Source organism: Arthrobacter sp. S39 (assembly GCF_004320525.1).
Classification (GTDB): Bacteria; Actinomycetota; Actinomycetes; order Actinomycetales; family Micrococcaceae; genus Arthrobacter.
Map to the genome: position 1 here is coordinate 172,374 of NZ_SIHX01000001.1, position 12,952 is coordinate 185,325.

At 65.9% G+C, this 12,952-nt stretch carries 13 protein-coding genes; all 13 read right to left on the minus strand.

What is annotated here, in order from left to right; translation table 11 throughout:
• Positions 1-47: 47 nt before the first annotated feature.
• The 13 genes from asd to EYS21_RS00885 all read right to left on the minus strand — a co-directional run bounded on the left by asd (position 48) and on the right by EYS21_RS00885 (position 12,605).
• Positions 48-1,178, minus strand: a complete 1,131-nt coding sequence (gene asd / locus EYS21_RS00825) for an aspartate-semialdehyde dehydrogenase (RefSeq protein ID WP_131131260.1) — start codon at positions 1,176-1,178, stop codon at positions 48-50.
• Positions 1,179-1,271: 93 nt separating this feature from the next.
• Positions 1,272-1,739 carry a hypothetical protein gene (locus tag EYS21_RS00830; RefSeq protein WP_131131261.1) on the minus strand — a complete coding sequence of 156 codons (468 nt, stop codon included), beginning with the start codon at positions 1,737-1,739 and terminating at the stop codon, positions 1,272-1,274.
• A gap of 7 nt (positions 1,740-1,746) precedes the next feature.
• Positions 1,747-2,397: a hypothetical protein gene (locus tag EYS21_RS00835; protein WP_131131262.1), complete on the minus strand. Its 651-nt coding sequence runs from the start codon at positions 2,395-2,397 to the stop codon at positions 1,747-1,749.
• Between the two features lie 28 nt (positions 2,398-2,425).
• The gene (locus EYS21_RS00840) at positions 2,426-3,418 is read right to left on the minus strand and encodes a WXG100 family type VII secretion target (RefSeq protein ID WP_242633225.1); all 993 of its coding nucleotides are present in this window, start codon (positions 3,416-3,418) and stop codon (positions 2,426-2,428) included.
• Positions 3,419-3,538: 120 nt separating this feature from the next.
• Positions 3,539-3,757, minus strand: coding sequence for an NF038396 family protein (locus EYS21_RS00845; protein ID WP_131131263.1), 219 nt, complete (start codon positions 3,755-3,757; stop codon positions 3,539-3,541).
• A gap of 1 nt (position 3,758) precedes the next feature.
• Positions 3,759-4,343 (minus strand): dihydrofolate reductase, encoded by a 585-nt coding sequence (locus EYS21_RS00850; RefSeq protein WP_131131264.1) that lies wholly within the window; start codon positions 4,341-4,343, stop codon positions 3,759-3,761.
• On the minus strand, positions 4,340-5,143 hold the full coding sequence (locus EYS21_RS00855; protein WP_131131265.1) for a thymidylate synthase: 804 nt from the start codon (positions 5,141-5,143) through the stop codon (positions 4,340-4,342). The genes EYS21_RS00850 and EYS21_RS00855 overlap by 4 nt, the downstream gene beginning before the upstream one ends.
• 83 nt (positions 5,144-5,226) lie before the next feature.
• The gene (locus EYS21_RS00860; RefSeq protein WP_131131266.1) at positions 5,227-5,616 is read right to left on the minus strand and encodes a GntR family transcriptional regulator; all 390 of its coding nucleotides are present in this window, start codon (positions 5,614-5,616) and stop codon (positions 5,227-5,229) included.
• Complete coding sequence (locus tag EYS21_RS00865) at positions 5,613-7,262, minus strand: hypothetical protein (protein WP_242633226.1); 1,650 nt, start codon at positions 7,260-7,262, stop codon at positions 5,613-5,615. Before EYS21_RS00865 ends, EYS21_RS00860 begins: the two co-directional genes overlap by 4 nt.
• A 95-nt stretch (positions 7,263-7,357) precedes the next feature.
• The gene (locus tag EYS21_RS00870; protein ID WP_131131267.1) at positions 7,358-8,326 is read right to left on the minus strand and encodes an NUDIX hydrolase; all 969 of its coding nucleotides are present in this window, start codon (positions 8,324-8,326) and stop codon (positions 7,358-7,360) included.
• A 10-nt stretch (positions 8,327-8,336) separates the two neighbouring features.
• Positions 8,337-10,586, minus strand: a complete 2,250-nt coding sequence (locus EYS21_RS00875; protein ID WP_131131268.1) for an RNA degradosome polyphosphate kinase — start codon at positions 10,584-10,586, stop codon at positions 8,337-8,339.
• A 129-nt stretch (positions 10,587-10,715) separates the two neighbouring features.
• On the minus strand, positions 10,716-11,687 hold the full coding sequence (mshD, locus tag EYS21_RS00880; protein ID WP_131131269.1) for a mycothiol synthase: 972 nt from the start codon (positions 11,685-11,687) through the stop codon (positions 10,716-10,718).
• Positions 11,688-11,906: 219 nt separating this feature from the next.
• Positions 11,907-12,605, minus strand: a complete 699-nt coding sequence (locus tag EYS21_RS00885) for a response regulator transcription factor (RefSeq protein ID WP_131131270.1) — start codon at positions 12,603-12,605, stop codon at positions 11,907-11,909.
• Positions 12,606-12,952 lie beyond the last annotated feature (347 nt).

Consider the following 12,952-nt stretch of genomic DNA (forward strand, 5'->3'; position numbering starts at 1 on the left):
GCAGCACAGTCCAAGCGGGCCACGGCCGCCGATGGGAAAACCTGGGGTTACAGGTTCCCGGTGGCGATGTTGAGCATGCGGCGCAGCGGTTCGGCGGCGCCCCAGAGCAGCTGGTCACCGACGGTGAACGCACTGATGTACTGCGGGCCCATCTCCATCTTGCGGATACGGCCCACCGGGATGTCCAGGGTGCCGGATGCGGCCACGGGAGTCAGCTCGGCCATGGAGGCTTCCTTGGTGTTCGGAATGACCTTGGCCCACTGGTTGTCCTCGGCCAGGAGCTTCTCGATCTCGGCCACGGACAGGTCCTCGCGGAGCTTGAGCGTGAGCGCCTGGGAGTGGGAGCGCATGGCGCCGATCCGGATGCAGAGGCCGTCCATGATGATGCGGTTCTCGTCCGAGGTACCCAGGATCTTGTTGGTCTCAACCCCGGCCTTCCACTCTTCCTTGGACTGCCCGTTGCCCAGGTCCGCGTCGATCCAGGGGATCAGCGAACCGGCCAGCGGCACGCCGAACTGGGAGGCGTCGATGTCGGTGCGCTGGTGGGCCAGGACCTTGCGGTCGATTTCCAGGATGGCCGACGCCGGGTCGTCCAGTTCCGAGCTGACCTCGGCGTTGAGCGTGCCGAACTGGCTGAGCAGCTCGCGCATGTGCCGGGCGCCGCCGCCTGAAGCAGCCTGGTAGGTCATGGACGTGCCCCATTCGACGAGGCCGTTCTTGAACAGCCCGCCAAGGCCCATCAGCATGCAGGACACGGTGCAGTTGCCGCCGATGAAGTCCCTGGTGCCGTTGACCAGGCCCTTGTCGATGACGTCGCGGTTGATCGGGTCCAGCACGATGATCGAGTCGTCGTTCATGCGCAGGGTGGAGGCGGCGTCGATCCAGAGACCGTCCCAGCCGCGTCCGCGCAGCTCGGTGTGCACGCGCTTGGTGTAGTCCCCGCCCTGGGCGGTAACAATAATGGGCAGCTTCGCCAGCGTGTCGACGTCGAACGCGTCCTCGAGCTTGCCGGCCCCATCAGCGAACGACGGGGCGGCACCTCCTGCGTTTGAGGTGGAGAAAAACACCGGGTTGATGTTGGCGAAGTCGCCCTCGTCCTGCATGCGCTGCATCAGGACGGAACCGACCATGCCACGCCAACCGACAAGTCCAACGGACGGGGTAGCTGCTTTAGTCATTCGTACAGTTTAGACTTCGGAACCGGCACTGCGCAGTCGGTTACGTCACGCCGCCCGGCCGGGTTCAGCCGGGGTGTCCTTCGTGCGCGTCGCCTAGTTCGGTTCACCCGGGAACGGACGGGTGCTGTCGGGGAAGTTTTCGCGGGTTATTGCAATCCCGGACGGATTGGCTTCGAACCAGCTGCGGGCCTTGTCGTCGTTGAGGGCGAAGCGCGGCTTGGGCAGCCCCTTCAGGCGCCGCAGCTTGGACGCATTCCATTCCCGGCGGAGGCTACGGATCGCGAGGAGCCACCCGCCGGTGAAAAGCACCGTAAATACAAGCCCGAAGAGACCAAGAAGGATGTTGAGGCCGACAACTCCGATGATCACAATCAGCGGCGCAACAATGGCGGGTATCGTCATCAGGATCGTGACGATGTACAGGCCTGTCGTGGTGTGGACCGAGTAGTTTCCGGATGGCTGCGAGCCACCGATGCCCCATTCGTCCTGGGTATAGGCGTAGACCGTTCGTTCCATCCCGGTGGCGTAGTAGTAGGGACGGTCTACAATGATGCTTCGCACCGACTGATCAGATGCCATCGGCTGCCCCGGCTTCAGACCTGAAGGCGCTCAGCGCGGCGGTCAGTTCGTCGTCGGACTGCGCCAGTGATTCATCCCCAACAACGTCATCGAGCGCCACTGCGTGAACCCAGCCACGGCTGTCTTTGCGGATGAGTAGCTGCCGCCCGCCGCGGAGCAGGCCGGTCCTGATCCTGACGCCACCGTCCGGGTTCTTGGTCAAGTGGTCGCGGACTATGTAGGCTTCGGCGGCTTCGGCGGACACGTTGGGGTCCTGCGGAAGGGCGAACCAGCTCATCATGGTTCTCGGCTGAAGAAGCAGCTTGGTCCGGTCTGACTCGGCGTGCAACACGGAGTCGCCTTCCGCAGCGCCTACGAGCAAATCCAACTGCGTCCACCTCTGGGCATTCGCCAGGGTGTAGGCCACGATATCCACCCGCATGTCGAAGTCGACGTCGGAGCCATCTACGGTTGCCAGGCCCCGGGCTATGAGGGACGACAGCCCTGCACGGATAAGCTCCTGGTTCCCGGATTCTTCGCTGAGGCGTAGCCACGTGGCGCTGGCATGGGATCCAGCCGTCGGTTGCAGGTGCAGGAGGTAGGCCATTTCGGCCTGGCCAAATCCGAGAGAAGTGTCTGTCTCTGTTTGTTCTGCAGTCATGTTTATCATCCTATGAGTGAGGAGCTGGCTAGAAGCCGAAGAAGTTCTTGACGCCTTCGCCGATGTTTTCTACGACGTCTTCGGCAATTTCTCCACCGGCATCGAACACGTGGTCAATCGTGTCTTTGGCCCCGGGAATCAGCTCGACGGCCGCCCACGCGCCGCCTACCACCATGCACGCAACCCCCACCGGTGGCGGGAAGAATGAGCCGACGCCGAGTGCTGTCTTAAATCCCGATCTCAGGGCGTCCCCGGTTTCGCCAGCGCGGATTGCATTGATCGTGTCGAGGCCATCCAGGCCAACACTGATACCGCCGAGAGCGTGTCCGGCGGCGTTCAGGCCAAATTTTGCCAGTGGGCCGATATCAGCTGCCCCGGCGCCCCGGGCCATCTCTGCGAAATCGCCGAATTTGCCGCTCAGCAGGTCAGATGTTCCGGAGAAGGCACCGCGAAGGCTGTCCGCACGGGCAGAGGCCTCCCACAGGTCCGCGTTGAAGAGCCGCTTCAGGGCGTTCCAGTCCTGCCCCGCCGCCGATAATGCCCGGATTTCGTCGCCGTGCCGGGCGGCAAACTGTGAGATGTCCCGGAGGCCGAGCGGAACGGCCTTCAGGCCGAGGACACCGTTGTAGGCGTCCCAGCCCTTGCGGAAAGGTGAGTCTCCGTTTGACATCCAGTCCTCACCCAACGGAATGAAGGGCGCGCCGGGAACGCCCGCGGAGACTCCCGGCCCGCCGCCGGATCCAGGCGCCGCGTTGCTCGCCTTCTCCTGCTGGTCAGCGTTCTCCAGCAGCTTCTTTGACTCCTGCTTGAGCGCGGAGACCGCTTGCTGGAGCATTGCACGGTGGCTGCTGTTCCAGTCGGAGCGGAACCTGGCGGCGTCCTGGCCCTTCCATGAAGGGTTGTTGTTGATCTGGTTGCTCAGCAGCGTCGACTGGGTAAGCAGTGTGTCGGACGCTTTTCCGAACTGCTGCGCCAGCGTCCGGAGCTCGGCGACGTCGGCGCCCCAAATGTTTCCTGCCACAAGGCATCATCCCCCAAATGTCTCTGCAGCAAATGTTCTTCAGGCTGCCCGCATAACTCTAATATCGGATCGTTGCGGCCGCGATGGGTTGTGCTCCCCATCCGCCCGGTCGGCAAGGCGTCAGCCCCGGTCGCTCTCCTCCAGCACCGCGGCTTTGCGGAGCCGCAGCGCGTAGAACGCGCCGAACGCGAACACCTGCGTCACCACCACCAGCACGATGGCCCCGGCGATTTTGTTGCCGCCCAGGATCATCGTCAGGCCAACAATGGCGGACAGCAGTGCCAGCAGCGGCAGCAGCATGTACCCGAGGACAAAAAGGGTCTCTGGTTTCTTCAGCATCTCAGCCCTGCGTCCTAACCCATTTGGTGAACCTGTACTGCGTGCCGTTGGCGGCCGTGAGCCAGCCGTCCGGCGGAACAGAAGCAGCCGCTTCCCAGGTTTCGCCAAGCTCTGGAGCGAACGTGTCGCCGTCGGCCTCCACGTCAATGGTGGTGACCACCGCAACGTTGGCGAGATCGGTGGACTGGCGGAACACCTCGCCGCCGCCCAGGATCCACACCGTCTCGCCGCCGTCGACGAACTGGGACTCAAGGAGCGCGTCATCCAGGGACGGAACCACGACGGCGCCCTTCGCCTCGGGCGACTCACCCCAGCCTTTTTGCCTGGTGATGACGATGTTGGTGCGGCCGGGAAGCGGACGGTACTTGTCCGGGAACGACAGCCACGTCTTGCGGCCCATAATCACCGGGTGCCCCATGGTCAGCCGGTTGAAATGCTTCAGGTCCTCGGGAAGGTGCCACGGCATGTCGCCGTCCTTGCCGATCACACCGCCGGAGGTCTGTGCCCACACCAGGCCAACGCCGGTGACGGAACCGGCGAGTTCCTCGGAAAACGCCTGCGGGTCTGCTGTGTTCTCGGTGCTCATACGGCGATCGGAGCCTTAATCGTGGGGTGGTGCTGGTAGCCGACCACTTCGAAATCCTCCAGCGTGTAGTCGAAGATCGACGCCGGCTTCCGGGTGATCACCAGCTGCGGGTACTCGTACGGTTCGCGCTCGAGCTGCTTGAGGACCTGGTCCATGTGGTTCTCGTAGATGTGCACGTCGCCGCCGGTCCAGACGAAGTCGCCAACCTCCAGGCCCGCCTGCTGCGCCACCATGTGGGTCAGCAGGGCGTAGGAGGCAATGTTGAACGGAACGCCCAGGAACATGTCCGCGGAGCGCTGGTACAGCTGGCAGGACAGTTTGCCGTCCGCGACGTAGAACTGGAAGAACGCGTGGCACGGCGGCAGCGCCATGTCCTTGAGCTCCGAAACATTCCAGGCGGACACAATGTGCCGGCGCGAGTCCGGGTTGGACTTGAGGTTCTCCACGAGCTCGGCGATCTGGTCGATGTGGCCGCCGTCCGGAGTGGGCCAGCTGCGCCACTGGACCCCGTAGACCGGCCCGAGCTCGCCCTCGGCGTCAGCCCATTCGTTCCAGATGGTGACGCCCTGGTCCTGCATCCACTTCACGTTCGATTCGCCGCGCAGGAACCACAGCAGCTCCACGGCGACGGACTTGAAATGGACGCGTTTGGTGGTGATCAGCGGGAAGCTTTTGGCCAGGTCGAAGCGGATCTGGCGGCCGAACACGCTGGTGGTGCCGGTCCCTGTACGGTCGGATTTGTGCGTGCCATGGGCCATGACATCGCGCAGGAGGTCTTCATAAGGCGTAGGGATGCTCACGGCTAAAGTCTACCGGGGCGCTCCGCCCGCAGCCGCCGATGACGTCGCGGTGAAGCTGAAAAACGCCTCGGCCATGCAGCCCGTCAGCCCTTTCTCAGCTTCCCTCGGACCAGATCGAGCAGCAGCTCATCGCTGAGCCGGGCCTCGCGGCCGGCACTGACCAGCAGGTCGACGGCGGCGCTCACCGCTTCCGGCACGGTGCCGCCTGCCTGGCCGGCACGGCCCGGCGGGGTGTGCGCAACCACGGTTCCGTTCCGCCGTCGGGATTCAATGAGGCCGGCCGCCTCGAGCTCCTTGTAGGCCCGGCCCACGGTCCCAGCCGCGATGCCCAGGTCCGCGGCAAGGCTCCGGACGGTGGGCAGCCGGCTGCCGGCCGGGAGCGCCCCGATGGCGATCAGCGAGCTGATCTGCGAGCGGATCTGCTCATACGGAGGGGTGGCCGACCGCAGGTCCACGGAGATGCCGGCGTTCACCGCGACCCTTCCGGAACGGGCTGCACCGGGGCTGCCGGAACGCGGGCGAATCCCCTGACCGGGATCACTGCTATCACCACACCGGCCGCCGCAAGCGCAGCGCCTGCGACGGCTGCCGGCTGCCAGGTGGGGGTCGACGCGGGCAGTCCCAGCAGCGGCGGCAAAGCATCGCCGGCAGTCATCAGCAGCACGCCGCCCTGGGCCAGGCAGTATGCGGCGATTGTCCGCACCACACGATGAACCGTGATGGCCCGCAGTGCCGCGTCGAGGCCGGGGACGCCGGTGGGAATTCCGCGCCGCACCCGGGCCGCGGCCACGGGCAGGCAGGCGATGGCCGCAACGGCTACGGTGGCCAGCACGGCGGCCACCCAGCTCCGGGACACGTCGAGCCCTGCCTCGCGCAGCTTCAACCCACCTGCCGCGGTAACCACCAGGACCACTGCTAAAAGCGCGACGGCGGCGATCGCCGTGGTGAGCAGGGCCGGGCTGACCGCCTGCCGCGGCCAGGTCCGGGGAACTTCGGGGGAGCCGTAGTTGCGGTGCAGCAGGAGCTCGCCGGCCGCGGCGACCAGCAGCACGGCTGTGGCCATCAGCGTAACCAGGATCACCGGCTGCCACGGGAGACCGGCACCGGCAAGAAAGAAGCCCAGCGCGGCGGCGACGAGCGGGGCGAGCCCCATCGCTGCTCCGAGCGAAACTGACAGGCGGGTGGCCGGGTGTGCGGAGGCAGGAGATTCCGCCATACGCATACCGGCCCCTCCTGCCTCCGCGCTCGGAAGTTTCGGCGGAGCCCACACCCACATGACCAGCAGCACCACGAATGCCGCCAATCCGGCCGGGTTGGTCCAGCTGCTGACGTTGGCCGAAGGGTCTGGCCGTGCCGCGAAGTTTCCCGCAATCGCAGCCAGTCCTGCGGCGATGGTCGCAACGGTCCGCAGGAGCCTGTTCATGGCGATGGTCCGCAGCAGGTCGTTTTCCGCCGCGTCCAGGGCCTCCAGCTGCCTCCGGCGGCTGATCAGCGTCAGCACCAGGAGCGTACCCAGGGCCAGTGCCAGCCAGCCGGCACCCAGGCAGGCCGCGAGGATCGAACCCTGGATCCGGCCGTCCCCGCCGATACGGCGGAAGCCCTGGTTGCCTTCCGACAAGGTGCTGAAGGGGATGGCTTCATACCCGTGGAGCGTTGCCACCCAGCCGATGTGCACGGCCGAGCCCACAAAAATCGCGAGCACGGTCCACGCGAGGGTGCTCGGCAGGAAGTCCCGGATGCGGCGGATCCCCAACGAAGCCAGCCTGCGGGGGAGCTGCGGTCCGGGATAGCTCAGCTGGCCGATTGCATGGACGGCGAGGCAGCCGAGGATGGGCCACGCCAAGGCGCCGAGGATGCTCGAGGGGGTGGCCAGCGGGGGAGAAGTGCTTCCGGCGGGAAGGATGCCGGCACTTCCCGCCGACTGGAGGGAGCTTGCGAGCCATCCGATCGCGCCGATCCACAGCGAATGCTGGGAGACCGTGACGGACGTAGCGCCTCCGCCCGGGGCCCGGATCACCCACCGCAGGAGCAGGTACAGGCCAACAGCCAACAGGAAGGGCCCCAGCAGGACCATGGGCGGAACATTGTGGACCGCAAATTCAAGACCGTCGTTCGGCACGTTATCCCCCAAGATTTGTGCGTCAATGTATCAAGTATTTGATACAAAGCCCCGGGGGGTCAATGTCAGGCCGGCCGTGCCTTAATCGCCAAGCCCTAGTCGTCGAACGGCTTGAACTGTTCCACGGCCACGATCCGCTGCTTGCTGTGGTGCGACACGTGGAACACCAGGATCTCGCCCGGGGCCAGGTAGGGATCCGCATCCGGCAGGAGTCCGCGCAGGCGGCCGGACATGGACTTGCCCAGCTGGTCCAGGACGGTGGGCAGGGCCGGGCGGTGCGTGCAGACGGCTACGCCGCGCTGTTTATCCAGCAGCGCTGACACCACGCCGGCAGTTTTCTTCGGGTTCCGCCCGTGCCGGTGCTCCGTCAGCGCGTCCACGAGCTTGACCTTGGCGTCCACAGCTTTGGCGTACGGCGCGATGGTGGCGACGCAACGCAGCCACGGGCTGCTGACCACCCGTTGTGGCCGCCAGACCTGCAGCAGGCGCCCCACGGACTGGGCCTGCCTGATGCCCGTGGCGGCGAGCGGCCGCTCGCCTTCGGCCTTGGTCCAGGACGAGCGCGGCTTCGCCTTGGCATGCCGCACCACAATGAGCGGCCACGTGGCCAGCTCCTGGCGTTTGTGGGCCTCCATGAGGTATTCAAGGGGCGCGACGTCGGACGGGTTGGACAGCAGCGAAGCCGCCTTCTCCGGGGCGCACCACATCACGCTGTCAACCTCCTTGCCGTCAGGCCGGAGGGTTGCGCCGTTGACCTGGACTGCCCAGTAATGGACCACTTTCAGCCCGGACGCCACGTGGTAGTGGATGGGCGGAAGCGGGATGCCAAGCTGGGCGGTCAGCCCGATCTCCTCCTGGATCTCGCGGACGGCACATTCGGGAATGGTCTCGCCTGGGTCGATCTTTCCCTTGGGCCAGGACCAGTCGTCATACCGCGGCCGGTGGATCAGCAGGACCTCCAGACGGTCCTTGGTGATCCGCCACGGCAGTGCGCCGGCGGCCGTAACGGCCACCGGCTCACCGGGATGGTCTGTCTGGTCTGCTACCGGTGTATCGCTCGCCAACACCGCTGCCCTACCGGCGGCTCAAGGAGCGCTGGCGCGGCCGCGATGCGAGCAGCCAGGACTGGACATCGTCAAGGTGGGTGCCGTCGTCGGCGATGTGGTGCCGGTTCCAGTCGCCCTGGTTGTCCAGGTGCCAGCTGGCCGTCTCCGGGTCCATGTAGCGGCGCAGCAGGTCCAGGACGTAGGTGACGTCATCGGGGCTGGCGAGCTGCACCAGCGCCTCGACCCTGCGGTCCAGGTTGCGGTGCATCATGTCCGCCGAACCGATATAGACCACCGGATCGCCGCCGTTCGCGAAGGCGAACACCCGCGAGTGTTCCAGGAACCGGCCCAGCACGGAGCGCACCGTGATGTTCTCACTCAGGCCCGGCACGCCGGGGCGCAGGGAGCAGATGCCGCGGACAATGACGTCTACGTTCACGCCTGCCTGCGATGCGCGGTAGAGGGAGTCGATGATCGCCTCATCCACCATGGAGTTGACCTTGATCTGGACCCGGGCTGCGAGTCCGGCACGGGCATTGCGGATCTCGGTCTCGATCCGGTCAATGAGCCCGGAGCGGACCGACCTGGGCGCCACAAGGAGGCGCTTGAACGTTGACTTGGGCGCGTAGCCGGAGAGCTGGTTAAACAGCTTGGACAGGTCTTCGCCCACCTGGTCGTTGGCGGTCAGCAGGCCGAGGTCCTCGTAGTAGCGTGCGGTCCGCGGGTGGTAGTTTCCGGTGCCGATGTGGCAGTAGCGGCGGAGCCCGTCCACTTCCTGGCGGACCACCAGCGACAGCTTGCAGTGGGTCTTGAGGCCCACGATGCCGTAGACCACGTGGACACCCGCCTGCTCCAGCTTCCGCGCCCAGGAGATGTTCGCCTGTTCGTCGAAGCGGGCCTTGATCTCCACCAGGGCGAGGACCTGCTTGCCGGCTTCGGCGGCATCGATCAGCGCATCCACAATGGGTGAATCGCCAGAGGTCCGGTACAGGGTCTGCTTGATGGCCTGCACCTTCGGGTCCGCGGCCGCCTGCTCCAGGAAGGCCTGGACGGACGTGGAGAAGGAGTCGTACGGGTGGTGGAGCAGGATGTCCCGGCGGCGCATGGCCGCGAATACGTTGGCTGCCTTGGATGTCTCGGACTCGTTGAGGTACCGGGACGTGTGCGGAACGTGCTTGGGGTAGTGCAGGTCAGCCCGGTCGATGCCGGCAATCACTGACAGCCCGCGGAGGTCCAGCGGCGCGGGGACGGAGTAGACCTCGGACTCTTCCACACCGAGTTCGCGGATCAGCAGGGCCCGGATGTTGGGGTTGATGTCGTGGGTGACCTCGAGGCGGACCGGCGGGCCGAACCGGCGGCGCAGGAGTTCCTTCTCCAGCGCCTGCAGGAGGTTCTCGGCGTCGTCCTCTTCCACTTCGACGTCCTCGTTGCGGGTGACGCGGAAGATGTGGTGCTCCAGGACTTCCATCCCGGCGAAGAGCTTGTCCAGGTGGACAGCGATGACTTCTTCGAGGGCGATGAACCGGGCAACCCGGCCTGCCACGGCGCCGGCACGCGGTCCGTCAATGGAGATCAGCCGCGGAAGCTGGTCCGGAACCTTGACGCGGGCGAAGAGTTCCTTGTCGCTGACAGGGTTGCGGACCACCACTGCCAGGTTGAGGGACAGCCCGGAGATGTACGGGAAGGGGTGCGCCGGGTCCACGGCCAGCGGCGTCAGGATGGGGAAGACCTTCTCGGCGAACATGGCGCTCAGCTGCTGCTTCGCGGCGTCGTCCAGTTCATCCCAGTGCATGAGGTGGATGTGCTCGTACGCCAGGGCCGGACGGATCTGCTCCGCGAAGACCTGGGCGTGGCGCTGCTGCAGCCGGTGGGCTTCGTCACCGATTTTTTCCAGGACTTCCACGGGGCTGAGGCCGGCGGGGGACGGCACGGCCAGTCCCGTGGCGATGCGACGCTTCAGTCCGGCGACGCGGACCATAAAGAACTCGTCCAGGTTGGACGCGAAAATCGACAGGAAACTGACCCTCTCCAGCAAGTGGAGGGTGGGGTCCTCGGCCAGTTCCAGTACGCGGGAGTTGAAGGCCAGCCAGCTCAGTTCACGGTCCAGGAACCGGTCCGGCCGGATATCGCCCTCAGGCTCAAGGTTGGGAGCGAACTCGGGGATGTCGATCCGGTCCTGCGTGGCGCGCGACGCCGGAACTTCGGACGAACCAAAACGGGCCCTGACCGGCGCTGCGGCGCCTTCGGACGTGACTGTTCCGGCGGGTTCCGGTTTCATGGGTTCTCCTCTTACCTGGCGCTGGATGCTGGCTTCACGGCCGGCGCGGTTCTGTTTCAACCTTACAAGCATTCAGCGGCGCGGACCCCTAGATTTCGGGCGGCGGAAACCGTGCGTCAGTCGATTGGACTAACCCGCGGAAACGGGCCCGTACATCACATCCATGTCCCAGCGCGTGAAGCCCAGGCGCTGGTAGAGGCGTACTGCCGCGGCGTTGTCGGCGTCGACGTACAGCATGACCGCGTGGAGGCCCAGGTTCTGGAGGTGGCGGATGCCGGCCACTGTCAGCGCTTTGCCCAGGCCCATTCCCTGCGCCGCGGGGGCGACGCCGACGACGTAGACCTCACCGATCGCCGGGTGGCCGCCGTGCCGGGGGTGGACCTTCGTCCAGTGGTAACCGAGCAGCCGGCCGGACCCGTCTACGGCCAGGAGGAACCCCGCCGGATCAAACCAGTCTTCCGCCATCCGGGCGTCGAGGTCGGCCCGGGTCATCCCGCCCTGCTCCGGGTGGTGGGCAAACGCTTCACTGTTCGCCGCCAGCCAGGCGCCCTCGTCCTGGCCCGGGACAAAGGCCCGGAGTGAGACGCCGTCCGGCAGCCCGGCGTCGGGAAGCTCGGCGGAGGCAGTGGCCAGCCGCATTTTCCACAGTTCCCGGACGGGGCCGAAGCCGTACCGGGCGGCGAGGTCCGCCGCGGCCTCGTGGTTGCCGTGGGACCAGGCCTTCAGGCCGTCCAGTCCGCGTGCTGTTTGCAGTGCACCCACCAGGCGGTCGGCAACACCCTGGTTCCGGTATGTCGGGTGGACCGCGATCTCCAGCACCCCGCCGCCGTCGGACTCTTCCACCACTACCGCGAACCCGGCGAGGTCCTGGCCGGTGGCGGGATCCGAATCCTCATCCGGAGCGTAGAGCGCAAGGCTCAGGAGGGAGTGCTCCGCCGAATCGCCGGCTCGGAGCGTGACCACCGTCTGCTCGGAGAGCGAGGGATTCCCGTCGGATTCCTCCGCCGCCGACAGGAGCCCCCTGAAGTCTTTCAGCAGCTGGTCATCCACACCGCCCTTGACGACGAGGACGGGCCATTTTTCCGGATGTGCTGGGGTCATGAAGCTAGGCTATACGCCCGGGGCGCAGCTGTGCCGATTTGATAGGTGCGTGGCTGGACCGTATAGTCGATATCCGATCAGGCGGCATCGCCGGATGCGAGGGGGATCCACCAGTGGGGTGGCCTCGATACGTTCGACCCGTATGTCCTCCACAACAAGCAACAGCCCCGGACCAGTGGTCCGGGGCTGTTGTGTTATCAGGCAGTTGCGTTGGCAGGCTCAGGCTTCCGTGAGTTCGTCTTCCTGCTGGCGAACCAGGGTGAGCCGGTAGCCCACGTTGCGCACGGTGCTGATCAGGTTTTCGTGGTCGGCGCCGAGCTTTGCGCGAAGGCGCCGGACGTGGACGTCCACAGTGCGCGTGCCGCCGTAGTAGTCATAGCCCCAGACCTCGGTCAACAGCTGCTGGCGGGTGAACACGCGTCCCGGGTGCTGGGCCAGGTACTTGAGGAGTTCGAACTCCTTGAAGGTCAGGTTCAGTGGGGCGCCGTTGACGCGGGCGGTGTAGCTCGCTTCGTCGATGACAACGCCGGCGGCGCGGATCTCGGTGGGGGCATCGTCGGCGTCCGGGACGGCCCGTGCCACGGACAGCCTGATGCGGGCCTCCACTTCGGCGGGCCCGGCGGAGTCCAGCACGATGTCGTCAACGGCCCATGCGGAGGAAACCGCAGCCATGCCGCCCTCGGTCAGGATCAGGACCAGCGGTGCACTCAGGCCGGTGGCCTTCAGGAGCTGGGTCAGGGAACGGGCGCCCACCAGGTCCTTGCGGGCATCCAGCAGCACGATGTCGCACGGATCGGTTTCAAGCAGGGCAGTGGGTTCGGCGGCCAGGATATGCACGCGGTGGTTCAGCAGTTCAAGGGCAGGCAGGATGTCCACCGATGAGCCGGTGCTGTTCGTCAATAACAGGATGTGCGACATTATTCCTCCAAGGGCCGTCCGCGCATCTTTGGGCGACTGAACCGGGTTTTCACCGGCCGGTACTGTCTCACTGCTGCGGTCTGGGCCGTCGATGGAACTATCCGGCCGGCAACTGTAGCAGGAAGCGTAGCTGAGCTTTGAGTATACCCAACGGCCCCGCAACAGACACTGATCCGGACCTTGGACGTGTCCGTTTTGCGACACAAGCCGGTCACATAAGGCAGGATTGAACCACAGGGCACTGTGCCCTGCCGGGGGCCGAACCGCCTTCCCGGTCTCCAGCCAGAATGGGAATGCCGCGAATTGGGTGCAGAGTTGAAGCCGCGCACGTCAGAGCCAGGTCCCGC